The 23,839-nt window shown below is 58.4% G+C and carries 21 protein-coding genes; 8 read left to right on the top strand and 13 right to left on the bottom strand.

All coding sequences use genetic code 11. The features are described from left to right. Positions 1-86 precede the first annotated feature (86 nt). Entirely contained in the window at positions 87-1,226 is a 1,140-nt protein-coding gene (locus L0664_RS01140; protein WP_235223787.1) for a YHYH protein, read from the top strand. A 133-nt stretch (positions 1,227-1,359) separates the two neighbouring features. On the opposite strand, the gene L0664_RS01145 is transcribed toward L0664_RS01140, so the two are convergent. The 11 genes from L0664_RS01145 to L0664_RS01195 all read right to left on the bottom strand — a co-directional run bounded on the left by L0664_RS01145 (position 1,360) and on the right by L0664_RS01195 (position 11,822). After that, positions 1,360-2,460 carry a BMP family ABC transporter substrate-binding protein gene (locus L0664_RS01145; RefSeq protein WP_235223788.1) on the bottom strand — a complete coding sequence of 367 codons (1,101 nt, stop codon included), beginning with the start codon at positions 2,458-2,460 and terminating at the stop codon, positions 1,360-1,362. Positions 2,461-2,493: 33 nt separating this feature from the next. Continuing rightward, positions 2,494-3,405, bottom strand: coding sequence for an ABC transporter permease (locus tag L0664_RS01150; RefSeq protein WP_235223789.1), 912 nt, complete (start codon positions 3,403-3,405; stop codon positions 2,494-2,496). Continuing rightward, positions 3,405-3,710 carry a hypothetical protein gene (locus tag L0664_RS01155; protein ID WP_235223790.1) on the bottom strand — a complete coding sequence of 102 codons (306 nt, stop codon included), beginning with the start codon at positions 3,708-3,710 and terminating at the stop codon, positions 3,405-3,407. The genes L0664_RS01150 and L0664_RS01155 overlap by 1 nt, the downstream gene beginning before the upstream one ends. Beyond that, the gene (locus L0664_RS01160; RefSeq protein WP_235223791.1) at positions 3,707-4,789 is read right to left on the bottom strand and encodes an ABC transporter permease; all 1,083 of its coding nucleotides are present in this window, start codon (positions 4,787-4,789) and stop codon (positions 3,707-3,709) included. Before L0664_RS01160 ends, L0664_RS01155 begins: the two co-directional genes overlap by 4 nt. After that, a complete protein-coding gene (locus tag L0664_RS01165) occupies positions 4,786-4,929 on the bottom strand; it encodes a hypothetical protein (RefSeq protein ID WP_235223792.1) in 144 nt (47 codons plus the stop codon). The genes L0664_RS01160 and L0664_RS01165 overlap by 4 nt, the downstream gene beginning before the upstream one ends. Next, positions 4,919-6,439, bottom strand: coding sequence for an ABC transporter ATP-binding protein (locus tag L0664_RS01170; protein ID WP_235223793.1), 1,521 nt, complete (start codon positions 6,437-6,439; stop codon positions 4,919-4,921). The genes L0664_RS01165 and L0664_RS01170 overlap by 11 nt, the downstream gene beginning before the upstream one ends. After that, entirely contained in the window at positions 6,436-7,185 is a 750-nt protein-coding gene (gene xdhC, locus L0664_RS01175; protein ID WP_235223794.1) for a xanthine dehydrogenase accessory protein XdhC, read from the bottom strand. The genes L0664_RS01170 and xdhC overlap by 4 nt, the downstream gene beginning before the upstream one ends. Next, positions 7,182-9,554, bottom strand: a complete 2,373-nt coding sequence (gene xdhB / locus L0664_RS01180) for a xanthine dehydrogenase molybdopterin binding subunit (RefSeq protein WP_235223795.1) — start codon at positions 9,552-9,554, stop codon at positions 7,182-7,184. Before xdhB ends, xdhC begins: the two co-directional genes overlap by 4 nt. Beyond that, entirely contained in the window at positions 9,551-10,918 is a 1,368-nt protein-coding gene (gene xdhA / locus L0664_RS01185; RefSeq protein WP_235223796.1) for a xanthine dehydrogenase small subunit, read from the bottom strand. The genes xdhB and xdhA overlap by 4 nt, the downstream gene beginning before the upstream one ends. A 125-nt stretch (positions 10,919-11,043) precedes the next feature. Then, a complete protein-coding gene (locus tag L0664_RS01190) occupies positions 11,044-11,496 on the bottom strand; it encodes an SRPBCC domain-containing protein (protein WP_235223797.1) in 453 nt (150 codons plus the stop codon). Then, complete coding sequence (locus L0664_RS01195; RefSeq protein ID WP_235223798.1) at positions 11,493-11,822, bottom strand: ArsR/SmtB family transcription factor; 330 nt, start codon at positions 11,820-11,822, stop codon at positions 11,493-11,495. Before L0664_RS01195 ends, L0664_RS01190 begins: the two co-directional genes overlap by 4 nt. A gap of 181 nt (positions 11,823-12,003) precedes the next feature. Here L0664_RS01195 and dnaE point away from each other — a divergent pair, with 181 nt between their 5' ends. After that, positions 12,004-15,501: a DNA polymerase III subunit alpha gene (gene dnaE / locus L0664_RS01200; RefSeq protein WP_235223799.1), complete on the top strand. Its 3,498-nt coding sequence runs from the start codon at positions 12,004-12,006 to the stop codon at positions 15,499-15,501. 106 nt (positions 15,502-15,607) lie between these two features. Further along, positions 15,608-16,483 carry a hypothetical protein gene (locus tag L0664_RS01205; RefSeq protein WP_235223800.1) on the top strand — a complete coding sequence of 292 codons (876 nt, stop codon included), beginning with the start codon at positions 15,608-15,610 and terminating at the stop codon, positions 16,481-16,483. On the opposite strand, the gene L0664_RS01210 is transcribed toward L0664_RS01205, so the two are convergent. Then, positions 16,480-16,683: a SlyX family protein gene (locus L0664_RS01210; RefSeq protein ID WP_235223801.1), complete on the bottom strand. Its 204-nt coding sequence runs from the start codon at positions 16,681-16,683 to the stop codon at positions 16,480-16,482. The two genes, L0664_RS01205 and L0664_RS01210, sit on opposite strands and share 4 nt — an antisense overlap. A 107-nt stretch (positions 16,684-16,790) precedes the next feature. Here L0664_RS01210 and hisS point away from each other — a divergent pair, with 107 nt between their 5' ends. Genes hisS through hisG form a run of 3 tightly spaced genes read left to right on the top strand, consistent with a single transcriptional unit; the run spans position 16,791 to position 20,124 of the window. Continuing rightward, on the top strand, positions 16,791-18,350 hold the full coding sequence (gene hisS / locus L0664_RS01215; protein WP_235223802.1) for a histidine--tRNA ligase: 1,560 nt from the start codon (positions 16,791-16,793) through the stop codon (positions 18,348-18,350). Next, the gene (locus tag L0664_RS01220; RefSeq protein WP_336247084.1) at positions 18,347-19,435 is read left to right on the top strand and encodes an ATP phosphoribosyltransferase regulatory subunit; all 1,089 of its coding nucleotides are present in this window, start codon (positions 18,347-18,349) and stop codon (positions 19,433-19,435) included. Before hisS ends, L0664_RS01220 begins: the two co-directional genes overlap by 4 nt. Further along, positions 19,432-20,124: an ATP phosphoribosyltransferase gene (gene hisG, locus L0664_RS01225; protein WP_235223803.1), complete on the top strand. Its 693-nt coding sequence runs from the start codon at positions 19,432-19,434 to the stop codon at positions 20,122-20,124. The genes L0664_RS01220 and hisG overlap by 4 nt, the downstream gene beginning before the upstream one ends. Before the next feature lie 114 nt (positions 20,125-20,238). On the opposite strand, the gene L0664_RS01230 is transcribed toward hisG, so the two are convergent. Then, positions 20,239-20,670, bottom strand: coding sequence for a DUF1489 family protein (locus tag L0664_RS01230; RefSeq protein ID WP_235223804.1), 432 nt, complete (start codon positions 20,668-20,670; stop codon positions 20,239-20,241). Positions 20,671-20,774: 104 nt separating this feature from the next. Between L0664_RS01230 and L0664_RS01235 the strand changes: the two genes are divergently transcribed. Together L0664_RS01235 and L0664_RS01240 are read left to right on the top strand one after the other, a co-directional pair. Then, positions 20,775-23,036, top strand: coding sequence for an adenosylcobalamin-dependent ribonucleoside-diphosphate reductase (locus tag L0664_RS01235; protein WP_235223805.1), 2,262 nt, complete (start codon positions 20,775-20,777; stop codon positions 23,034-23,036). A 330-nt stretch (positions 23,037-23,366) separates the two neighbouring features. Beyond that, entirely contained in the window at positions 23,367-23,759 is a 393-nt protein-coding gene (locus L0664_RS01240) for a carboxymuconolactone decarboxylase family protein (protein WP_235223806.1), read from the top strand. Positions 23,760-23,839: the final 80 nt, after the last annotated feature.

Consider the following 23,839-nt stretch of genomic DNA (forward strand, 5'->3'; position numbering starts at 1 on the left):
GGAACGGCAAAGTTGCCCCGTATCATGATCAACACGCCTGACAAACTTGTGCGAAATCAATTGCGTTCCCAATGTGAAAGAAGACCATGTCAGTTCCCCCCCGTTTGGTACCGTCCCTGTGTTCCACTGCGCTAGGTTTCGCAGCCCTTTGCACCCCGAATTTTGCAACCGCCCAGATTGAGGCCCGCCAGATCGCGGCCGAGGCTTTGGTTGAACCTGCGCAAACCGTAGCCTGCACGCTCACGGATGGGTCGGACGCGCAGTGCCTTGAAGTGACGGTGAAATACGTCCCCGACACGCTCGAGGTGGGGCCGTTTTGCCCCGCAACCCTCGATGATGTTGGCGGGATTTGGGATTGGGATGGCGAAGCCGCGGGGCTGTATCGCATCGACGGTGATTTCCTGCGGATGCTGAGCGATCTGGGATACACGTTTTACGATGACGCAGGCGAGGTGGCGGTGTTTGATATCCGCACCGAAGGCCCGACCAGCGATCACGATTGCATCAACGCATCCTACGACACAAGCGTTGAAATGACGATGTTGATCCCCATGACCCCGGTGATGGCCGACAGCGCGACAGACCTTGGCACAGTCGCCAAAGTCGGGCTGTCGCTGAACGGTGTGCCGATCTTTGCGGATGCGCCCAGCGTGCTGGACCGCAATCATATGCCGGCCCTTGATGTCTGCGCTGGGCACGTTGATCCGGGCGGGTGGTATCACTACCACGGCACGGCAACCGACATGGAAACGGTCTATGGCGCGGCGGACATGCAGCTGTCTTGTGCCAATGCTATTCAAGATGCCAAGGCGCAGTTCGGCTACGCCTTTGATGGTCACGCGATCATGGGCAGCCTAGAGGCGGACGGCAGCGTGCCGCGTGGTCTTGACGATTGCGGCGGCCACATGCACGGCGACACCTACCACTATCACGCCAGTGCCGAATTTCCGAACCTGCCGACCTGTCTTGTCGGTGAACAGGCTGTCGATAATTTCAGCACGACGGCGGCCCAAGGCATCGGATCAGCGCGCGGCGACACTGGCCCCCCCAGCGAAGGCCGCCCTGATTTTTCGGCCATTGCACAACGGCTCGGGGTTGAAGAATCCGCACTGGCCAACGCGATTGAGGCCGCAGGCGGGCGCGATGCCGATCTTGGCGCGGTGGCTGCGACCTTGGGCGTGGACGAAAACGCCCTGCGTGCCGCTTTGCCCGGCCCTGATCGCTAAACGGGGCGCCGCCCGCCCCCCCCGCACACAGATTTTCATCAAGGCCACTCACGGCTTCTCCCCATCTTGATGAAAACAGAAAGGCCCGCACTTTGTGCGGGCCTTTCGATCGTTTAAGGGTAGGTTTCGTCGCTTACTGGGGCACTTCTGCCGTCAGACCTTCGACGTAGAAATTCAGACCAGCAAGGCCATCATCACCGTAGTCGGACGCTGTTTCGCCTTCAGCCAACCAGACAGACCCGTCCTGTTTGTTGATCGGGCCTGTGAACGCGTGGTATTCACCGGACGCCAAACGCGCGACCATATCTTCGGCAGATGCTTTGACCTCAGCCGGGATCGCGTCGGAAATCTCACCGATGCCGACCATGCCAGCGCCGATACCATCCCACGTGGATGTGGATTCCCATGTGCCGTCCATAACAGCCTGCGTGCGCGCGATGTAATACGGCGCCCAGTCATCAATGATCGAAGACACGCGTGGCATTGGTGCAAATTCGCCCATGTCAGACGCCTGACCGAATGTGTAAACCGTCGCGCCCGCATCGTTGGCAGCGGCCGCAGCAGCCTGTGGCGCCGTGGAATCTGTGTGCTGCAAAATCACGTCAGCGCCCTGTTCGATCAGAACATTGGCGGCCTCTGCTTCTTTTGCGGGGTCGAACCACGTGTAGGCCCAGATGATCTTGAATTCGACGTCAGGGTTCACTTCTTTGGCGTGAATGTAGGCAGAATTGATGCCGCGAATAACTTCGGGGATCGGGAAGGACGCGATGTAGCCAATCACATTGGATTCGGTGATCTGACCCGCGATGTGGCCCTGTACTGCACGGCCTTCATAGAAACGCGCGGAATAAACGGACACGTTGTCGGCCTGCTTGTACCCTGTTGCGTGCTCGAACGCGACATCGGGGAAGTTGGCTGCAACATTGATCGTCGGGTCCATGTAACCGAACGACGTTGTGAAAATCAGGTCAGCACCCTCAAGCGCCATCTGCGTCATCACGCGTTCTGCGTCCGGGCCTTCTGGCACGCTTTCGACAAACACAGTTTCAACCGCATCGCCAAATTCTGCTTCGACGGCCAAACGGCCTTTGTCGTGCTCGTATGTCCAGCCGCCGTCACCGATCGGGCCGACGTAAACAAAACCGACCTTCACAGGCGCGTGGCCGTCCGCATGGGCAAGACCGCCCAACATGGCCGTGGCCGCAGCGCTCGCCAAAAGTGTTCTTCTCAACATGTGTAATCCCCCTAGGATTTTCTTAAGTGACCTCTAACGCGAGGCGTGGAACGTCTTGCCAAGTGACCCCGGCGCACCGCCAGCGGACATAATGACCAGAACGAGGATGGTGGCAATATAAGGCGACATAGACAGGTATTCGACAGGAATCGCAACGCCCGCCGCCTGAAGGTTTAACTGCAAAACAGTCACCCCGCCAAAAAGATAGGCACCCAGCAAAAGGCGCCCGGGTTTCCAGCTGGCAAAAACCACAATCGCCAGCGCGATCCAACCGGCACCCGCCGTCAGACCGTCCGCATATGTCGGCACCCGCACGATAGACAGATACGCCCCGCCAAGCCCCGCACAGGCCCCGCCAAACATGATCGCCAAAAGCCGCGTGCGCACCACATGATAGCCAAGCGCATGGGCCGCTTCGTGGTTTTCCCCAACCGCGCGCAGCACCAGCCCCGCGCGGGTTTTGTTAAGGAACCACCAGACACCGCCAACGATACCCAGCCCGACATAAACCATCGGATCATGCTGGAAAATAATCGGCCCAATCACCGGAATGTCGCCAAGGATCGGAATATGCCAATCAGGAAAGCTCGGCGCCTTCACACCCAAATACCCCTGCCCAAGAAGCGACGCGAGCCCGAGGCCAAACAGCGTCAGCGCCAACCCCGTCGCCACCTGATTGGACAGGAAAAACTGCGTCAGAATACCAAACACCAACGCCATGCCAGCCCCGCCCAATGCGGCCACCAAAAACCCGATCCATGCATTGCCCGTGGCAATCGCCGCCACAAACCCCAACACGGATCCCGAAATCATCATCCCCTCAACACCAAGGTTCAAAACCCCTGCGCGTTCAACGACCAATTCCCCGATCGCAGCAAGAAGGATGGGCGTGGCGGCCACCATAAGCGACGCCAACAACAACAGCGGATCGATGGAACCAAACATCAGACCATCCCCCCAAAGCCATGCGCCGAAAGGTGGACAACACCCGCAACCACAATTGCGCTCGCCAACATCACCATCACATGGGACCGGCTCGGTCGATGCAGTCGTGACAACACCCGAACGACGCGCGGCGAAAACCGTGTGCCCGCCCAAATCACTGCGCCCGCAATCACGACCAACGCCAGATGCGCGCCGACAAAGGCAATCAGCGCACCCGCCGCCATGCCATCACCCGTCACTGCGCCATGCAGCATCCACATCATCATCAGACCCATCAGGCCGCCCATGATTACAGGTTTCATCATGCTGCCCCCCTTTGCACCAACCGCACGCGGTAATTTGTCAGCACATCCACCGCGAGCAATGCGAACAACAAAAACCCTTGAAACACCTGTATCGCGGCGCCCGGCAGCCCCAACGACGACTGCGCGATATCGCCGCCAATATAGGTCAGCGCCATCAGACCACCGGCCAGCAGAATACCAACAGGATGCAAGCGCCCCAAAAACGCGACAATGATCGCCGTGAACCCGTAGCCGACGTTGAAATCAATGCTGACGATGCCCGCAGGGCCGGACACTTCCGTCAGGCCCGCGATCCCCGCCAATGCACCCGATGTGCCAAGACAGAACAAGATCAACCGCGCAGGGTTCACACCCGAAAACGCCGCCGCGCGCGGGGCTTGGCCCGCCAGTTTAATCTGAAACCCAAGGATGTGACGTGCAAACAGGATATAGGCAAAGATCACCGCGATCAGCGCGATCACCACGCCCCAGTGCATCCCGTTGGATTGCGAAATCCAAGACGTCGCCGCGTCCATCTGGGACATGTTGCGCGATCCCGGAAATCCCATGCCCTCGGGGTTTTTCATCGCCCCCAGCGCCATGGACGCCAGCAATTGTTCGGCCACATAGACCAGCATCAACGACACCAAAATCTCGTTTGTTCCGAATTTCACCCGCAGGATGCCCGGGATCATCGCCCAGGCAAATCCGCCGAACGCACCCGCGATCAACATGGCGGGAAACACCAACCAGCGGGCCTCGGATGGATACATCGCCAACGCCACCGCCGCGCCGCAAATCGCACCAATGATGTATTGGCCTTCCGCACCAATGTTCCAGATGCCCGCCTTGAACCCGAGCGATAGTCCCAACGCGATCGCCACCAAGGGCGCGCCTTTCACCAGCAGCTGCGGCAAATAGAAAAAGCTGAATTCGCCAAACAGCGGTTCCCAAAAGATTTTGGACAACGCCTCAAGCGGGGGTTTTCCCAACGCCGCAAAAAGGGCCGCGCCAAAAATCATCGTCAGGATCACCGCCACAAGGGGGGCGGCGTAAGACCAGAACGCAGACGGCTGCGGGCGTTTTTCCAGCGCAATCATGGGCGAACCCCGTCAAATTCGTGGTTTTCGGTTTGGTTACAACGGGTTACGCCGCGTTGGTCCGAAATGCCCCGATCCGCAGCCATACCAGACCCATACCCGACCCATACCGGACCCATACGCACAAAATCAGTCAACATGGGCGACCTCCATATCATGCGCACCGCCCAGCATCAGGCCGATTTCTTCGACCGTCAGACCACGTGCAGGGCGCGGTTTTGACAGCCTCCCTTCGTTCAACGCCGCAAAGGAATCCGAAATTTCCATAAGTTCATCAAGGTCTTGCGAGATCACAATCACTGCCGCACCTTTGGCCGCCAGATCCAGCAACGCCTGACGGATCGCTGCGGCGGCTGACGCATCAACACCCCACGTCGGCTGGTTCACGACAAGTACCTGAGGATCCTGCAAAATTTCACGTCCAATGACGAATTTTTGCAGGTTGCCACCGGACAAAGACCGCGCCGCATTGCCCGGCCCCGGCGTGCGCACATCGAACCGTTCGATCACCTCTTCGGCAAACCCGCGTGCCTTGCCCCAGTTCAAAAAGCCGTTCTTTGTCAGACCCTTACGCTTGCGCGCAGTCAGGGCCGCGTTTTCCGTCAGTGACATATCGGGTGCCGCCGCGTGGCCCATACGTTCTTCGGGGGCGGCGCAAATTCCAAGGGTGCGGCGCGCATCTGGGGGCAGGTGCCCGATGTCGCGACCACCAAAGAAAATCTGACCCGCCGCAGTGGTGATCTCACCGGACAACGCACCCAGCAATTCATCCTGCCCGTTGCCCGCCACACCGCCAATGCCAATCACATCGCCTGCCCGAATTTCCAGCGTGATATCCTTAAGGGACGTGCCAAATTCAGCAGGCGATTTCGCGTTCAACCCGTTGATTTGCATCAAAACATCGCCGTCGACCTTCGCCTCGCGTTCGGGCACATGCAACGTGCCACCGACCATAAGTTCGGCCATTTCACGCGCGCTTGTCTGGCGCGGATCGCAGGTCGCCACGACCTGACCCAGACGCAGAATCGTGGCGTTGTCACACAGGCTGCGGATTTCCTCCAGCTTGTGGGAAATGTACAAAATGGCCGTGCCTTCGGCCTTTAGTTTGCGCAGGGTTTCGAACAGGATTTCAACCTCTTGCGGGGTCAGCACGGACGTCGGTTCATCCATGATCAGCACCTTGGGGTCTTGCAAAAGACAGCGGATAATCTCGACCCGTTGACGTTCACCAGCGCTCAGATCACCCACAATGCGCGATGGATCAAGCGGCAGACCGTAGGTTTCTGACACCTCTTTGATGCGCTGGGCCAGATCGCGCAGCGGCGGCGGATTTTCCATCCCGAGGGCGACATTTTCAGCAACGTCCAGCGCCTCAAACAAAGAAAAATGCTGGAAAACCATAGCGATACCGGCAGCGCGCGCGGCGCGTGGTTCGGCGGGCGCAAAGGGCGTGTCCTCCAGCGTCATGGTGCCGCTGTCCGGTTTCACCAGCCCGTAAATGGTTTTCACGAGGGTCGATTTGCCCGCACCATTTTCACCCAACAGGGCGTGGACCTCGCCTTTGCCGATTTCAAACGACACATCGGAATTGGCAACGACGCCGGGATAGGCCTTGGTCAGGCCGTCCAATGTCATCAGCGTGTCTGTCATCTATTCGCCTTCCCCGTGGCCCCAGCCGAAGATGAGATTAGCGCAGCCGCCACGCCCACGGCAATGGCCTGCGGGTGCTTTCCAAGGCGCGGTTCGCCAATCGGGCAAGCAATGCGTGTAATTTCATCACCACCGTGCCCCATTGAGGCGAGCCGCGACCGAAATCGCGCCCATTTGGTCGCCGACCCGATAATGCCGCAGCTGGCGAATCCGTGCCGCAGCAGGGCATCGCAAAGGGCCAGATCCAGATCATGTGAATAGGTCACGATGATATGGTCGCAGCGTTCAGGCGCGCGGGCCACAACGCGGGCAGGATCAGCGGCAACCAGCGGCGCGACATTCGGCGCTAGATTATCGGGCATCCGGTCAACAGACGTGTCAATTAGGGTGATTTCGCGGTCGTTGAATGGGGCCATGACATGTGCAATCGCGCGCCCGACATGACCCGCGCCCCAAATCCACAAGGGTGTTCCAAGGGGGGGCTCGTCTTTGACATTTCGCGCATAATCCAGTGTCACGCGCCCGCCGCAGCACTGGCCCATATCAGGGCCAAGTGCGACGTTGCGGGTCGCCTCGGTTTGGCCGGACAACAGCATGTCACGGGCAGTATGAATTGCGTCCCACTCAAGGGCACCGCCACCAATGGTGCCTTCAATAACGTCCTCAAAAACAAACATTTGCGCATCGGTGTCGCGGGGTGCAGACCCTTTGGTGGCCTGCACCCGCACCCTGATCCAGTCGTTCATGCGCGCGCCCGCTTGACCGCCCGCAACACTTCTTCGGCTGTGGCGGGGGCTTGTAAATCAGGGTAGGTTGCGCCGCACGCAGCGACCGCATCGGCGAGCGCGGCATGTGCCGAAATTCCTAACATGAACGGCGGTTCACCGACGGCCTTTGATCGGTACACGGTCTCGGCGCGGTTTTCGCCATCCCATAGGGCGACGTTAAAGATGTCTGGGCGATCAGAGCACGCAGGGATTTTATACGTGCTCGGCGCATGGGTGCGCAGGTTGCCCTTATCGTCCCAGACCAGTTCTTCGGTGGTCAACCATCCCGCGCCTTGCACAAACCCGCCCTCGATCTGGCCGATGTCGAGCGCCGGGTTCAGTGATGCCCCGGCGTCGTGCAACACGTCCACGCGCAGGATGCGGTTTTCACCAGTGTTGGTGTCGATCACGACTTCGGAAATGGCCGCGCCATAGGCGAAATAAAAGAACGGGCGCCCCTTTCCTGCGATGCGGTCCCACGCGACGTCGGGGGTTTTGTAAAATCCGGTCGCAGATAGGCTGACGCGGTTTTCATAGGCGGTTTTTGCGGCTTCGGCGAAGGTCAGAGTGCGCGTGCCGACGCTGACTTGGTCACCCTGAAAGGTGATCGCGTCAGGTTTTACCTGATGCAGCTCGGCCAGGCATTCCGCGATCCGGTTGCGAATGATGTCACAGGCATTTTGCACGGCCATCCCGTTGAGGTCGGTGCCAGACGACGCCGCAGTTGCCGATGTATTCGGGACTTTGCCCGTGTCTGTCGCGGTGATCTTAACGGCATCAATGCCAACCCCGAACCGCGCCGCAGCAACCTGCGCGACCTTTTGAAACAAGCCTTGGCCCATTTCGGTGCCGCCATGGTTCAGATGGATCGATCCATCCGCATAGACATGCACCAAGGCCCCGGCCTGGTTCAGGTGGGTTAGCGTAAACGAAATACCGAATTTCACAGGGCTGAATGCGATGCCTTTTTTCAGGGTCGCGTGGGTCGCGTTCCAGTCTGCTACGGCCTTTTTGCGGGCGGCGTAATCTGCATCCCCCAGCAATTTTTCGGTTATCTCGTGCAGGATAAAATCGGTGACCGGCATATCGTAGGGCGTGGTGTTGTCCGCTTTGGTGTCGGGCGAATGTGCACTGGCGAACCGCGTGCCGCGCCCCGGCTTCACCTGGCCAGAAAAACTCCCGCCGGAGGCATCCGTCGTTTCCTCGGCCGCGGCATAGTAATTGATGCGCCGCACGTCCGCTGCGTCCTTGCCCAAGGCGTGGGCGATGTGATCCATCACCCGTTCGATGCCAAGCATCCCTTGCGGCCCGCCGAACCCGCGAAACGCTGTAGCGCTTTGCATGTTGGTTTTCAGGCGGTGCGATGTGATGCGCGTAGTGGGCAAAAGATAGGCATTGTCTGCGTGCAGCATGGCGCGGTCAGCCACGGGCAGGGACAAATCCTGCGCCCAGCCACACCGTGTGTAATGGGTAAAATCTACGCCTGCTAGGCGCCCGTCGTTGTCATAACCGACGTCATACTCAATCCGGAAATCGTGGCGTTTGCCCGTGATCATCATATCATCGTCGCGGTCATACCGCATTTTGCAGGGGCTGCCTGTTAGTGCGGCGGCAACGGCGCAGGACACCGCAAGCGCGTTGCCCTGGCTTTCCTTACCACCAAAGCCACCGCCCATTCGCCGGATTTCAACGCGCACGCAATGCATTGCAACGCCAAGTGCCTCGGCCACTTTGTGTTGGATTTCTGTGGGGTGCTGGGTGGACGATTGCACCACCATATCGCCGCCCTCTTGTGGCAGCGCCAGCGCAGCCTGTCCTTCGAGGTAAAAGTGTTCCTGCCCCCCCATCTCAAGCCGCCCTTGCAGGCGGTTGGGCGCGGATGAGAGGGCGCTGTCCACGTCGCCCTTGGTGTAAATGCGGGGTCCGTCCTCAAACCGTGCATCAGCGGCAAGCGCGTCTTCAATCGTCAGGATAGGGGTGTCTTCGGCGTAGGTAATATCGCCCAACCGCGCAGCGTGGCGGGCATTCAAATGCGTGTCCGCGATCACGAGAAAGACCGGTTGGCCGAGGTAATGGATCGACCCGTCAGACAGCATCGGTTCATCATGAACAGACGGCGACACATCATTGGCGAAGGGCAAATCATCAGCCACCAAGACAGCCTTGACGCCCTTTGCCGATTTCACCTTGGCGAGGTCAATCGCCGTGATCTTACCGCATGCAATCGTACTAACACCAAAGGCGAGGTGCAGGGTTGTCGCGGGCATGGGCACGTCATCGACATAGCGGGCCTGACCTGTGACATGTAGCTTGGCGGCATCATGCGGGAGGGGTTTTGAAATGCTCATGCATTCACCCCCAAGACATCGGTTTCGACGCCACTGATGTCATCGAAGTAGCGGCGCAACTGGCCCTGTGCGGCGTCCATTCTATAGGCAGCAGAGGCGCGCATGTCGGACATTGGTTGGAAATCTTCGGGCAATTTTTCACAGGCTGCGTCGATGGTTTCGAACGACCAAGGTCGTCCGATCAGGGCCGCCTCGCTCAACGCTGCGCGTTTCGGCGTGCCGGCCATCCCGCCAAACGCGATACGAGCGTTTGTGATTTTGCCCTTCGCAACGGTGATATTGAAACAACCGCAGACCGCTGAAATGTCCTGATCGAACCGTTTGCTGAGCTTGTAGCAACGCAGGGAGGGGGCGGATTTTGGAATGCTGACGCCTTCGACAAATTCACCCGCTTGGCGGTCCTGTTTGCCGTATTCGACAAAGAAATCTTCAATCGGCATATCACGACAGGTATCGCCACGGCGCAGGTGCAGCGTGGCCCCCATGGCAATGAGAGCCGGCGGGTTGTCCCCGATGGGGGAGCCGTTGGCGATATTGCCGCCGATGGTCGCGGCGTTGCGCACCTGATCGGACCCGTAGCGGCGGATCATTTCGGCGTAGCTGGGGTGCAGATCGCGCACCGCCGCCAGCACATCTGTCATCGTCACGGCCGCCCCGATGCGCAGACTGTCGCCCGCGTCGTCGATCTGTTGCAGGTCGGTGCAGCGGTTCAGGAACGCCACATCGCCAAGATCGGCAAAATTCTTTGTCACCCAAAGCCCGACATCTGTGGCCCCTGCGATCAGCGTCGCGTCGGGGTGGGACATATACCAGTTCGCCAGTTCGTCGCTTGTTTCAGGTACAGGGATTTGAGTTTTTTGGCCTAGATGAAGGGGCGCGGGCGCGTCGTGCATGTGATCGGGCACGGGTGCTGATTGGCTGGTGATGGCAGCGCGGATGATCGGTGCGTAGCCCGTGCAACGGCACAGATTGCCCGCTAGCACATCGTCGTGATCCGTGCGGCCGTTCAAATGGGCGGTGGCCATGGACACAACAAACCCCGGTGTGCAGAACCCGCATTGGCTGCCGTGATTGTCGATCATCGCTTGTTGCACGGGATGCAGCGTGCCATCGGGTGCGGCGATGCCTTCTACCGTGCGTACGGCCTTGCCGTGGAGTTGCGGCATAAACAGGATGCAGGCGTTTAAGGACCGCGCACCACGTTCGTCGGTGATCATGACGGAACATGCGCCGCAATCACCTTCGTTGCAGCCTTCTTTGGTGCCGGTCAGGCCACGGGTTTCGCGCAGCCAATCGAGCAGCGTTTGCGTGGGGGGAGTGTCCACCTCCACGGCCTCTCCGTTAAGAAGAAACGTGACGTTCATGTGATTTGCTCGGCCGCGGTACCAGGTTTGGTCATTGCGCGGGGTCGATGCGGCGTAGACCCCAGCGCAAAAGGTATCAAAGCGTCTGGGGGTGCATTTGGCAAGCCCCCGTCAGGGGCACGATTTCATTGGCGGGCGATAAGACTGTCGAGATTGGCCATGCTGCCATCCCATCCACCTTTGAATTCGCCGATCATGTCCGCCCCGACGAAGGAGGACACAGCGACGGTCACGCACAGGGTTGCGCCGCTGGCGTTCGGAGTGACTTGCAGCGTCACGAGGCTGGCGCCAAGGGCCATTCCGCCGGCTTCGATTGTTTCGGTGTACACGGCGTCCGTCGGTTCGTTCAGGTTGTACCACCGTGTGTATGATTCAAAATCCGGCGCGTCGGCCGGGCCGCAGCGTTGGTGGTCTGTTCCGCCGACCCGCACATCAGATGATAGCGTTTCAAGTGTCACGTCTTGATCGGGCGCGCCCCAAATTGCGCGCATGTCCGCGTTGGTCAAAAGCGGCCAGAGGCGCGCAGGCGAAAGAGCGATGTCGCGGGTGTAGGTGAAGGTATCTGTATGTGTGGTCATGATGTGTTCCTGTTGATGTCGTCCGCCAGCGCGCTGAGTTGATCGAGGCGGTTGTCCCAGACGCGGCGTTGCCATTCGAGCCACCCTTGCAGTTCCATCAGGGGGGCCGGTTCAATGTGGCAGGTGCGCACGCGGCCCTTTTTGGCGGAGCGCACGAGGCCGGAATTTTCCAACACTTTGAGGTGCCGCATGAATGTTGGCAGGGCAATGTTATGGGGCGCCGCGAGGTCCGATACGCTGGCCGGACCGCGCGCAAGCCGTTCAACCACCGCGCGGCGGGTCGGATCCGATAGGGCAGCAAAGGCGGCGTCGATGGAATGTTGCATGGCGGGATTATGTGAGGCGGTGACCGCCGTGTCAATATACTTAGCCAAATTACTAAATTTTAGATGCATGGCGTGAATTACCCGATGATAACAGGTGGTTGCAGGCAGGCGCTGATGTATTTTTGTGTTGCGCGATATCTGTCTCTTCCGCCGGACCCCACCACAAGCTAGGGTGTGATGTATGGCTGATCCCCGATTCATACACCTGCGCACGCATACGGAATATTCCCTTTTGGAAGGGGCCGTTCCGGTCAAGAAATTATCTGGTTTGGCGGCGAAAGCGGGCATGCCTGCTGTTGCTGTCACCGACACGAACAACATGTTCTGTGCGTTGGAATTTTCCGAATACGCCGCCAAAGAGGGGGTCCAGCCAATCATCGGGTGCCAGGTCGATGTGACGATGGGATCAGGCGAACAAGCCCGCCGCCCCGACCCACCCGCACCGGTTGTTCTGCTCGCGCAGAGCGAAGCGGGTTACATGAACCTAATGAAGCTGAATTCATGTGCCTACGTTGATGCGGGCGGGGAATTGCCGCAGGTGTCGATGGACGATTTGGTGAAACATTCGGACGGGTTGATTTGCTTGACGGGTGGTCCCGACGGGCCCATCGGGCGGCTGTTGCGTGCAGGCCAGCGCCCCGCTGCCGAAGGTTTGATGACGCAATTTGCTGCTGCGTTTCCGGATCGTTTGTATGTGGAATTGCAGCGCCATCCCGATGCCAACGGATTGCCCGAGGCTGAGAAACTGTCCGAACAAGGCCACGTTGAAATGGCTTATGCGATGGAATTGCCATTGGTGGCGACCAACGATGTCTATTTCCCGAAGTCCGAAATTTACGAGGCCCATGACGCGCTGTTGTGCATCGCGGATGGCGCATATGTGGACCAGAACGAGCCGCGCCGCCGCCTGACGCCGCAGCACTATTTCAAATCCCAAGAAGAAATGGTGACGCTGTTCGCCGACCTTCCCGAAGCGATTGCAAACACCGTTGAGATCGCCAAGCGTTGTGCCTTCAAGGTCTATAAACGCGATCCGATCTTGCCTAAGTTCGCCGATGACGAGGTCGCGGAATTGCGCCGTCAGGCCCAAGAGGGATTGAAGGCGCGTCTTGCGATCATCCCCCACGCCGCCACCGTTGAGGAATACGAAGCGCGGCTGGAATTCGAGCTTGGTATTATTGAGGGAATGGGCTTTCCCGGATATTTCCTGATCGTTGCGGATTTTATCAAATGGTCCAAAGACAACGCTATTCCTGTTGGGCCGGGCCGTGGTTCTGGTGCGGGTTCGCTGGTGGCTTACGCGCTGTTGATCACCGACCTTGACCCGCTGCGCTATTCGCTTTTGTTCGAACGGTTCCTGAACCCCGAACGTGTGTCGATGCCCGATTTCGATATCGATTTTTGCATGGATCGCCGCGAAGAAGTGATCCGTTATGTTCAGCAAAAATATGGTCGTGACCGTGTGGGCCAGATCATCACGTTTGGTGCGCTGTTGTCTAAGGCCGCCGTGCGTGACGTCGGGCGTGTGCTGCAATTGCCCTATGGGCAGGTCGACAAACTGTCCAAGATGATCCCGGTTGAGGGCGTGAAACCTGTCAGCATTGTCAAAGCCTTGGCGGATGAACCGCGCCTGCGCGAAATGGCGAAGAACGAAGAAGTTGTGGATCGTCTTCTGACCTATGGCCAGCAGCTTGAAGGGTTGTTGCGCAACGCATCGACCCACGCGGCGGGTGTTGTGATTGGTGATCGATCGTTGGATGAATTGGTCCCGCTCTATCAGGATCCGCGATCCGATATGCCCGCGACGCAGTTCAACATGAAATGGGTGGAACAGGCGGGATTGGTCAAATTTGACTTTCTGGGCCTGAAAACCCTGACCGTGATCCAGAACGCGATGGACCTGATTTTGAAGTCTGGCCGCGACATCCATATCGCACCCGACGGCACGCAATTGTATGAACCAGCAACCGGCGCGGTGAATGAAATCAACGCCATCCCGCTGGATGATGAGGCGTCGTATAAATTGTACGCTGCCGCAAAAACCGTCGCCGTCTTTCAGGTGGAATCCAGCGGCATGATGGACGCGTTGCGGCGTATGAAACCGGACTGCATTGAAGACATCATCGCGCTGGTGGCGCTGTATCGCCCCGGCCCGATGGAAAACATCCCCAAGTTCTGCGAGGTTAAAAACGGCCTGTCAGAGCGGGACCAATTACACCCTTCGATTGATCATATCCTCGATGAAACGCAGGGCATCATCGTTTACCAGGAACAGGTTATGCAGATCGCCCAAGAAATGGCGGGCTATTCGCTAGGCGGGGCCGATCTGTTGCGCCGCGCCATGGGTAAAAAGCTGCAAGAAGCGATGGACGTCGAGAAGCCGAAGTTCCTGGCCGGATCGCTGGAAAACGGTGTCGACAAGAAAAAGGCGCAAGAGGTCTGGGACCTGCTGGACAAGTTCGCCAACTACGGTTTCAACAAATCCCACGCGGCGGCCTATGCGGTCGTCAGCTACCAGACGGCATGGCTGAAGGCGAACCATCCGGTCGAATTTATGGCCGGTGTGATGAATTGCGATATCCACCTGACGGATAAGCTCGCCGTGTATTTCCAAGAGGTGAAGAAGGGGCTGAAACTGCCTTGGAAGGCGCCCTGCGTGAACACATCACTGGCCACGTTCGATGTGCAGGATGCCACGCTGATCTACGGGCTGGGTGCGCTTAAAAACGTCGGCGTTGAGGCAATGAACCTGATTGCGGACGGGCGCGGCGATGCGCCGTTTGTGACATTGTTTGACCTCGCGCGTCGTGTTGATTTGAAACGTGTCGGCAAACGCCCGATGGAAATGTTGGCGCGGGCAGGGGCGTTTGACGTTCTTGATCCGAACCGTCGCAAAGTCTTTGATTCACTGGATGCCTTGGTGAATTATTCCGCCGCGATCCACGACCAGAAGAACTCCAATCAGGTGTCGCTGTTTGGCGAAGCGGGCGATGATTTGCCCGAACCGCGCCTGTCTGCTGCCGCTGATTGGTTGCCCGCAGAACGTCTGTCCGAGGAATTCAAGGCGGTCGGATTCTACCTGTCTGGTCATCCTTTGGACGATTATATGGCCGCGCTGAAACGCACCGAAAAGGTGCTGACATTGGATGAGGTCACGGCCAAGGCCGCAAACGGGGCAATCGTTGCGAAAATGGCGGGCACCGTAGCAGGACGGCAGGAACGCAAATCAGCACGCGGCAACCGTTTTGCCTTTGTGCAATTGTCCGATCCGACCGGCCAATACGAGGTCACGATGTTCTCGGACACGTTAGAAGCATCGCGCGACCATTTGGAAACAGGCACGCAAGTCGTCATCGGGGTTGAGGCCACGATGGAGGCTGAGCAACTGAAACTGCTCGGCCGTTCCGTTATGCCAGCGGACATGGCCGTGGCGAATGCAGGGTCCAGCGGACTGCGTGTCTTCTTGGGGGATGTCGGCGCGATCCCGACTGTCAGTGATATTTTGCAAAATGCAGTGAAGGACGGCGTCAAGGCGGGGCGTGGGCCGATCCTGTTTACCATCGATGATATTGAGCTGGGCGAGATTGACGTCGAGCTGGACGATCATTTTCCGGTCAATCCCCAGATCAAGGGCGCGTTGCGATCGCTGGTCGGTGTGATCGAAGTTCAAGAAATCTAACGCAGCGGCAAAACCCTGCCTGTCCAAAGGGCCCAGTAGACGCACGGGTGGCCATCCGTTAAACCCCTGTTAACGCCTTTACGGTGACAGGGACGAAGGACGCTAAATGCGCCAAATTTTATTGAGCTTGGGTATGGCTGTGATGTTGTCGGCCTGCGGTGATCCGCTGCGTAATGTCACGCGGCTAAGCGCCGTGGACGTGGGCGCCAGTGCGGCAACGGTCACACAAACACCCGCCGAGGCCACAAATACAGGCGGTGGATTGTTTTCTCGTCTGTTGAACCGTGCACCACAAGACCCGACCAATGCCGCGATTGAGGCGGCGTTGGCAGATGCCTCAGTGGCGACAGAACCGTCCGGTGATGCGTCAGATGAAGTCACCGAAGTTGCCACCGTGCAATCCACACAGGATCGCCCGCGCCGTGGCCTCGCTGGATTGTTCCGCCGATCCCCTGACACCGATGTGCCGCGCAGTGGCCCCGACACGCAGGATGTATCGGCTGGAACGGTGATGCCATTCGGCGAAATTGCCCGCGTGTGCGACATCCGTGGCAGAGCGCTTGGCACGCAGGTCGATACAGGTGGACCATTCAAGATTTATGATACCATCCCCAATTCAACTGCACCCCGTCCGTTTTACATCACCGGTTTTGACGATAATTGTGCGCGCACGTTTACGGGTGCTGTCGTGGTTACGGGTGATGTGGAAACCCATGAATTTGTCCGGTATCGCCCCAGCAACGAACGCATCCCCTACAGCACAACCGACAACGCCTATGAGGCCCTGAAGGCCAGCGTGTGCCGTGTCGGGCGCGGCCAGCCCTGCGGTGAGCGCACAGCGCGCATGGACAGCAACACGCATTTCATCACGGTCTATAATTTCTTTGGCGGAACGTTCAGTGCCGTGCCGACGAAATGGGCGCAAATCCTTGTGCACGACGGCGAAGTCGTCGCGATGTCGATCAAGGATGGCGCGACTTAATAATGCGGCGGGCGCTGGTCGGCCAACGGGACTGAACTGCCTGTGTCCATCTCGCGCGTGGCTTCGCGCTCCATCAACATTTTGACGCGGTAGGTCAGGCGACTGATCTCGTCTTCCTGACGCGCGACGATGTCGGACAGATCGTCCACCGTGCGGGTCAGGTGGGCCAGCGTTTCTTCGATGTTTGTTTGATCACTCATGGGCGCTGAATACGCCTGCGCGCGTGGCTTTGCTAGCCCCTGCTGTTGCGCCAAAGGGTGGGGCGCGGTAAAGCGCGGGTAACTGACCCGTAACCGGAGCCAAACCCATGGCCAAGAAGCAAAAAGTACAACGCCCCAAGGCGCAGACTCCAAAAGGGTTTCGCGACTATTTCGGTGCCGAAGTGGCACAGCGCACCGACATGCTGCGCACGATTGCGGGCGTGTACCATCGTTACGGGTTCGAAGCGCTGGAATCAGCCGCCGTTGAAACGGTTGAGGCGCTGGGCAAGTTTCTGCCAGACGTCGATCGTCCTAACGAGGGCGTGTTTGCATGGCAGGAAGAAGACGAAAACGACAACGGCGACTGGCTCGCGCTGCGCTATGACCTCACAGCGCCACTGGCGCGCGTGTTCGCACAGCACCGCAACGATTTGCCGACCCCCTATCGCCGCTTTGCGATGGGCCCTGTGTGGCGCAACGAAAAACCGGGGCCAGGACGCTTTCGCCAGTTTTATCAATGCGACGCGGATACGGTCGGGTCGGGGTCTGTGGCTGCCGATGCAGAGATTTGCGCGATGCTGGCCGACACGCTTGAGGCCGTCGGGATCGAGCGCGGGGATTATGTGGTGCGGATCAATAACCGCAAGGTTTTGAATGGGGTGTTGGAGGCTGTTGCTCAACAGATAATTGACGAGAACTATCCAAATGGACCAAGGACCCATGGGGATGGCGGCGCTCAAGATGTCTTGGATCGCAAGGACGTTTGGCAAGCCAATGTTCTCAGAACGATCGATAAATTTGATAAAGTTGGAGCGGTAGGAGTTCGGCAACTACTTATGGAAGGTCGAGAAGATGCATCAGGGGCCTTTATTGATGGCGTTGGACTGACGCAAGAACAAGCCGAACCTGTTCTCGCGTTCCTGACTTCTATGGCAGACGACTCGACCGGCACATTAACCAATCTGCGCGCCGCCATTGGCGACAGTGCTGTTGGTGCGCAAGGCGTTGATGAACTGGAACAAATGGCCAATCTCCTCGCTGCAGGCGGCTACGGCCCAGACCGCATTGTCATCGACCCATCCGTCGTGCGTGGCCTCGGCTACTACACCGGCCCCGTGTTCGAGGCCGAACTGACGTTCGAGATCAAAGACGAAAAGGGCCGTCCGCGCTCCTTCGGCTCCGTCGCTGGTGGGGGGCGTTACGACGACCTCGTGAAACGATTCACCGGCCAAGAAGTCCCTGCGACGGGTGTGTCCATCGGCGTGGATCGTCTGCTGGCAGCGCTCCACATGAAGGGCCGTCTGAGCACGGACACCACGGGCCCCGTTGTCGTCACCGTCATGGATCGTGACCGCATGGCAGATTATCAGGCCATCGTGTCCGAGCTGCGAAATGCGGGTATTCGCGCCGAAGTGTACCTTGGCAATCCCAAGAACTTCGGCAACCAGTTGAAATATGCAGACCAGCGCAATTCCCCCATCGCGATCATCCAGGGCGGCGATGAAGTGGCCGCCGGAACCCTGCAAGTCAAAGACTTGATCCTTGGCGCAAAGATCGCGGAAACCGCGACGCATGAGGAATGGAAGGACCGGCCCAGCCAGTTCGAAATCCCCCGCGCTGATCTGGTTGACCGGATCAAAGCGCTGCTAACAGAGCAAAGCCAGTGACAACGGACCGCCAAGACACGTGGGATCGCGCGCGCGCCTATCAAGGTGTGTTCATGCAGCAAGGCGCGGTGGTGACGGATGCGGATTACATGCAGCAATCCGATCTGTTGCTTGATCTTTACGGTGAGGACATCCGCGCACGTGCTTTCACTACGCACGATCCGGTTCGCGGTGAATTGATGCTGCGGCCCGATTTTACTGTTCCGATTGTGCAGCATCACATGGCGTCGGGCGCAGACCCTGCACGCTATACCTACCTCGGCAAAGTGTTTCGTAAGCAAGACGTCGTTGAAACCCGTGAGACAGAGTTTGTTCAAGTCGGATTTGAAATTTTCGATGGCAGCGATCCTGCGGCTGCGGACGCTGAGGTGTTCGCGACCTTTGCGAGTATCCTCAAAGACGTTCCTGTCACGGCTTCGACGGGGGACATCGGAATTTTGCGCGCCGCCGTTCAAGGGCTGAATACAACGCCCGCCCGTCGCGCCGCGCTGATGCGGCACCTGTGGCGGCCGCGCCGCTTTAAGGCTTTGCTGGATCGATATTGCGGTCTGATCGCAGCCCCCGCCAGCCGCCGTGCGCTGCTAGACGCAGCTGATCCGATGGCCGAAATGCCACCGCTGCTTGGCCTGCGCACGCGCGCCGAAATCGCAGGGCGGATTGATGCATTGCGCACGGACGCAGCAGCTGATCCGATTTCGCAGATCGAACGCGACCTGCTGGATGCCCTTCTTAAGGTGCGTGAAACGGCACCGCATGCCCTGACAGCCTTGCGCGATATCGCCGTAGATCTGCCCTCGATCTCAACCGCCGTTGACGGGCTTGCTGCGCGTCTTGATGCGCTCGCCGCACGCGATGTTGACGTCGATGCGTTACCGTTCGAAACATCTTATGGGCGCACGTCGATGGAATATTACGACGGTTTTGTCTTTGGTTTTGATGCGGACCCGGGCCTGAATTTGCCCGCAGTCGCGACCGGTGGCAGATACGACGCCCTTACCGCAGTTCTTGGCGGCGGAACGGGCGTTCCCGCAGTGGGCGGCGTGATCCGCCCGGCGCTTGTCGCGGATGTGGAGGGCGCGCAATGACCCTGAAACTTGGTGTGCCGTCCAAGGGGCGGCTGATGGAAAAGACGTTTGATTGGTTTGCGGCGCGCGGCGTGACCTTGCGCAAATCTGGCACGGATCGCGAATATGCAGGTGCTGTGGATGGGATCGACGGGATCGAATTGGTGCTGTTGTCCGCAGGTGAAATCCCGCGGGAACTCAACGCGGGGCGCATTCACCTTGGCGTCACAGGGTCTGATCTGGTGCGTGAAAAACTCAGCAGCTGGGATCAACGGGTGGTCGATGTGGCCAAAATGGGCTTCGGCGGGGCCGATCTGATCATCGCTGTGCCGCAGGCCTGGATCGACGTTGATACGCTCGATGATCTGGATGCGGCGGCGGCGGCGTTTCGTGCCCACCACGGGTTCCGCCTGCGCATCGCGACGAAATACCACCGCCTCGTGCGGGAATTTTTGCGCGACAATGGCGTCGCCGATTATCAGCTGATCGACAGTCAGGGCGCGACCGAGGGCACGATCCGCAACGAAACCGCAGAAGCAATTGCCGATATCACATCAACCGGTGAAACCCTGCGTGCCAACGGTTTGAAAATTCTGTCCGACGGCATGATCCATGCCAGCCAAGCGACCCTGTTTCGCGGTCGCCGTGAACAATGGACACCGGACATGCGGGCCACGTTCAAAGCCCTGCAATCGAAACTGGGCGCTTAAGCTCTTCTTTGGTCTATAAAAATCCCGGGGAGCCCGAAGGGCGGGGCAGCGCCCCTCTTTCTTGCGCACGCACAGCGTGCGCGCCCCTGCCCGCCGCAGGCGCTGATCGTCAGATCACAAAATCCCGATTTCAGCCAGCGCCGCACTCAAAGAAGCTGGTAGCGCTTCTTCTTCCTCGCGTCCGGCCGGTAAATCCATGGGCGCGTCCGCATCCTTCAAATAGCGCCAGCCTTGGAAGGGGCGCTTCAGGGTCGGCACAACGCGGATCAACTCGGGGTCCAGAACGATGGCGCAGCGCCGGATGCCGTCGCTGCCAAAATATTCGTCCAACCGCGCAATTCGTTGACGGCACAGCAGTGATCCCTTGACGACCCAATAAATACTACCACCGGCCAGTAATTCGGTCTCGCGCTTGGGCCACATGCGCGTCACATGGCGCGGCAATCCGTCGCCGGCTTGTGCGCGTTTCGTGTTTTGCCAAGCCGCGAGGTCTGCTACACCCTCGGTTCCAACGGACAATTTTTGAAGATGTAGGGTCTTGCTCATGATGGCCTTCACTATATGTTCACAAATTGTTCCAAATGCACACAACATCTGGTAAGGTAGTGGTTCACCACCGATTCTGCCAGTCATCCAAAAGAGGTTCCCCCATGTCCCGCTTCGCCGCCCCTATTGCAGAACAAATCTGGGACATGAAATATCGCCTGAAAGAGGCGGACGGCACCCCGATTGACGCCACCGTCGAAGATACCTGGTCCCGCGTGGCGAAATCTCTGGCCTCTGTCGAAAAAGACCCAAAGACGTGGGAGCCGAAGTTTTACGCGGCCCTCGAGGATTTCAAATACCTCCCCGCAGGGCGGATCACTGCGGGGGCGGGCACGGATCGCAGTGTAACACTGTTCAATTGTTTCGTCATGGGCACGATCCCCGACACGATGTCGGGCATTTTTGATAACCTGCGCGAAGCGGCGTTGACGATGCAGCAAGGCGGCGGGATCGGGTATGATTTTTCAACCATTCGTCCCAAAGGTGCGGTTGTACACGGTGTTGCCGCCGATGCGTCCGGCCCTCTGTCGTTCATGGACGTCTGGGATGCCATGTGCCGTACCATCATGTCGGCCGGATCGCGGCGCGGCGCGATGATGGCCACGATGCGCTGTGATCACCCCGATGTTGAAGATTTCATTGCAGCCAAATCTGACGCCGCCCGCCTGCGCATGTTCAACATGTCCGTGCTGATCACTGATCCGTTCATGGAAGCCGTGAAAGCGGACAAGCCCTGGGATCTGGTCTGGAAGGGCGAGACCGTGCGCACTGTTCAGGCCCGTGATTTGTGGGACCGGATCATGCAGTCGACCTATGATTATGCTGAACCGGGTGTAATTTTCATCGACCGTATCAACGAGATGAACAATCTGAATTACGTGGAAACCATTGCTGCCACGAACCCGTGCGGCGAACAGCCCTTGCCGCCCTATGGCGCGTGTTTGCTCGGCTCAATCAACCTCGCGCGGTTGGTGTCTGACCCCTTTGAAACAACGGCTAAAGTGGATGACGCGGACCTAGCCGATCTTGTGGCGACAGCTGTGCGGATGATGGACAACGTGGTTGATGCGTCGCGCTTCCCGTTGGAAGCCCAAGCCAAGGAGGCTGCCGCGAAACGCCGGATCGGTCTTGGTGTCACGGGTCTGGCGGATGCGTTGCTTATGACAGGTTTGCGTTACGGCTCTGAGGAGGCGGCGCGTCAGACCGAGCACTGGATGAAAGCCATCGCGCGCGCCGCGTATCTGGCGTCGGTGGACTTGGCAAAAGAGAAAGGGGCATTCCCCTTATTTGATGCGGACAAGTACCTCGCGTCCGGCAATATGGTGCAGATGGATGACGATGTGCGCGCAGCGATCCGCGAACACGGCATCCGCAATGCGTTGCTGACATCCGTTGCGCCAACCGGCACCATCAGCCTGTATGCAGGCAACGTGTCCAGCGGGATCGAACCTGTGTTTGCCTATGCCTACACCCGCAAGGTTCTGCAAAAGGACGGCAGCCGCACCGAGGAAGAGGTCGTCGATTACGCCGTCAAAATGTGGCGCGACCTGAAAGGTGATGCGGATCTGCCCGACTATTTCGTCAACGCGCAGACCTTGCCCGCGATGGATCACGTGCGCATGCAAGCGGCGGCGCAAAAGTGGGTGGATTCATCCATTTCCAAAACCATCAACGTCCCCGAAGACATCGATTTTCAGTCTTTCAAAGACGTCTATATGGAAGCCTGGGACACAGGGTGCAAAGGCTGCACAACCTATCGCCCCAATGACGTAACGGGGTCGGTATTGTCCGTGGCCGAGGATACGAAACCCGAGGTGATTGCTGACGAGAACGCAGGCGACGTGATCTATATGACCGAACCGCTTGATCGCCCGGGTGAGTTGACGGGCCAGACCTATAAGGTGAAATGGCCGGATTCCGAACATGCGATTTACATCACCATCAACGATATTCTGCACCAAGGGCAGCATCGCCCGTTCGAGGTGTTTATCAATTCCAAGAACATGGAACACTTCGCATGGACGGTCGCCCTGACGCGGATGATTTCTGCTGTTTTCCGGCGCGGGGGCGATGTGTCGTTCGTGGTTGAGGAGTTGAAAGCCGTGTTCGATCCGCGTGGTGGGGCATGGATGCAGGGCAAATACGTGCCGTCCATTTTGGCCGCCATCGGTGGTGTGATCGAAAAACACATGGTGGCGACAGGGTTCCTCGCGGGGGAGGGCATGGGCCTGAAATCAGACCCGCAGGCGGACATTGTGGCGATGGCGCCCAAAGGCAACGCCTGCCCAAGTTGCGGCCAGTATTCCCTGCGCATGGTCGAGGGCTGCATGACCTGCGCTGATTGTGGCCACTCAAAGTGTGGCTGATTGGAATTGTTGCAGGTGTGGACCGCGCCGTTCAGAAATTTCCCCTTAAGGTAGGGTCGAAAATCATGCACCTGCTGCATTGATCGGATGCATCGCAGCATCTGATCAATGGGCTACAAAGTGCTGACAGGAACGGCCCATACTGGCGATTTACCCACGGATTGGAAAGCTGCGGTTGGTTCCGGCGTTCCGGACAGTCGCGGTAACCGCAAAATCAGTTGAAGGGTGAGGTCACAGACTGCGGGACAAAGCGACCATAGCGCTTGATACTCAGGACTATGTTCTTATTTCCATTAGGCAATATTTCCCATTTAACATTGAGGCCGCACAATGACGAAAACGACCACGGAAATCGGTAAAGAATTATCAGAAGCGCTGAACCCCGGTATGGAAGATGCGCTGGATGCCAGGTACGGGCACCTGCTGCCGGGAATGGCAGAAGGGGTGGTCGATTTCGCTTATGGTCGCCAATATGCGAGACCAGAACTGCCTTTGCGCGAAAGGTACATCGCAACAATCGCCGCGCTCACCGCTCTTGGTGGGCAAACAAAGCCTCAACTTAAGGTCAATATTTCAGGTGGCCGAAAAGCAGGCCTATCTCAAAAGGAAATCGCCGAAGTGATCTGGCAGATGTCTTTGTATGGTGGTTTCCCGTCCGCCATTAACGCGCTGAATGCAGCGCTAGAGGTCTTTGATGAGGAAGAAGCTGTCGCTGGTTCTTGAGCGATAGTAGCCGTTTGGGCCAGACTAAATGAATGATTGCGCAACTCAGGTCAACGTCAGCTATTGCTCCTGCAATGTTC

The organism is Octadecabacter dasysiphoniae (assembly GCF_021532615.1).
Classification (GTDB): domain Bacteria; phylum Pseudomonadota; class Alphaproteobacteria; order Rhodobacterales; family Rhodobacteraceae; genus Octadecabacter; species Octadecabacter dasysiphoniae.

Bases quoted from the DNA above. Each gene is read 5' to 3' on its own strand.
- L0664_RS01140 (WP_235223787.1), top strand. From the start codon at position 87: ATGTCAGTTCCCCCCCGTTTGGTACCGTCCCTGTGTTCCACTGCGCTA.
- L0664_RS01145 (WP_235223788.1), bottom strand. From the start codon at position 2,460: ATGTTGAGAAGAACACTTTTGGCGAGCGCTGCGGCCACGGCCATGTTG.
- L0664_RS01150 (WP_235223789.1), bottom strand. From the start codon at position 3,405: ATGTTTGGTTCCATCGATCCGCTGTTGTTGTTGGCGTCGCTTATGGTG.
- L0664_RS01155 (WP_235223790.1), bottom strand. From the start codon at position 3,710: ATGATGAAACCTGTAATCATGGGCGGCCTGATGGGTCTGATGATGATG.
- L0664_RS01160 (WP_235223791.1), bottom strand. From the start codon at position 4,789: ATGATTGCGCTGGAAAAACGCCCGCAGCCGTCTGCGTTCTGGTCTTAC.
- L0664_RS01165 (WP_235223792.1), bottom strand. From the start codon at position 4,929: ATGTTGACTGATTTTGTGCGTATGGGTCCGGTATGGGTCGGGTATGGG.
- L0664_RS01170 (WP_235223793.1), bottom strand. From the start codon at position 6,439: ATGACAGACACGCTGATGACATTGGACGGCCTGACCAAGGCCTATCCC.
- xdhC (WP_235223794.1), bottom strand. From the start codon at position 7,185: ATGAACGACTGGATCAGGGTGCGGGTGCAGGCCACCAAAGGGTCTGCA.
- xdhB (WP_235223795.1), bottom strand. From the start codon at position 9,554: ATGAGCATTTCAAAACCCCTCCCGCATGATGCCGCCAAGCTACATGTC.
- xdhA (WP_235223796.1), bottom strand. From the start codon at position 10,918: ATGAACGTCACGTTTCTTCTTAACGGAGAGGCCGTGGAGGTGGACACT.
- L0664_RS01190 (WP_235223797.1), bottom strand. From the start codon at position 11,496: ATGACCACACATACAGATACCTTCACCTACACCCGCGACATCGCTCTT.
- L0664_RS01195 (WP_235223798.1), bottom strand. From the start codon at position 11,822: ATGCAACATTCCATCGACGCCGCCTTTGCTGCCCTATCGGATCCGACC.
- dnaE (WP_235223799.1), top strand. From the start codon at position 12,004: ATGGCTGATCCCCGATTCATACACCTGCGCACGCATACGGAATATTCC.
- L0664_RS01205 (WP_235223800.1), top strand. From the start codon at position 15,608: ATGCGCCAAATTTTATTGAGCTTGGGTATGGCTGTGATGTTGTCGGCC.
- L0664_RS01210 (WP_235223801.1), bottom strand. From the start codon at position 16,683: ATGAGTGATCAAACAAACATCGAAGAAACGCTGGCCCACCTGACCCGC.
- hisS (WP_235223802.1), top strand. From the start codon at position 16,791: ATGGCCAAGAAGCAAAAAGTACAACGCCCCAAGGCGCAGACTCCAAAA.
- hisG (WP_235223803.1), top strand. From the start codon at position 19,432: ATGACCCTGAAACTTGGTGTGCCGTCCAAGGGGCGGCTGATGGAAAAG.
- L0664_RS01230 (WP_235223804.1), bottom strand. From the start codon at position 20,670: ATGAGCAAGACCCTACATCTTCAAAAATTGTCCGTTGGAACCGAGGGT.
- L0664_RS01235 (WP_235223805.1), top strand. From the start codon at position 20,775: ATGTCCCGCTTCGCCGCCCCTATTGCAGAACAAATCTGGGACATGAAA.
- L0664_RS01240 (WP_235223806.1), top strand. From the start codon at position 23,367: ATGACGAAAACGACCACGGAAATCGGTAAAGAATTATCAGAAGCGCTG.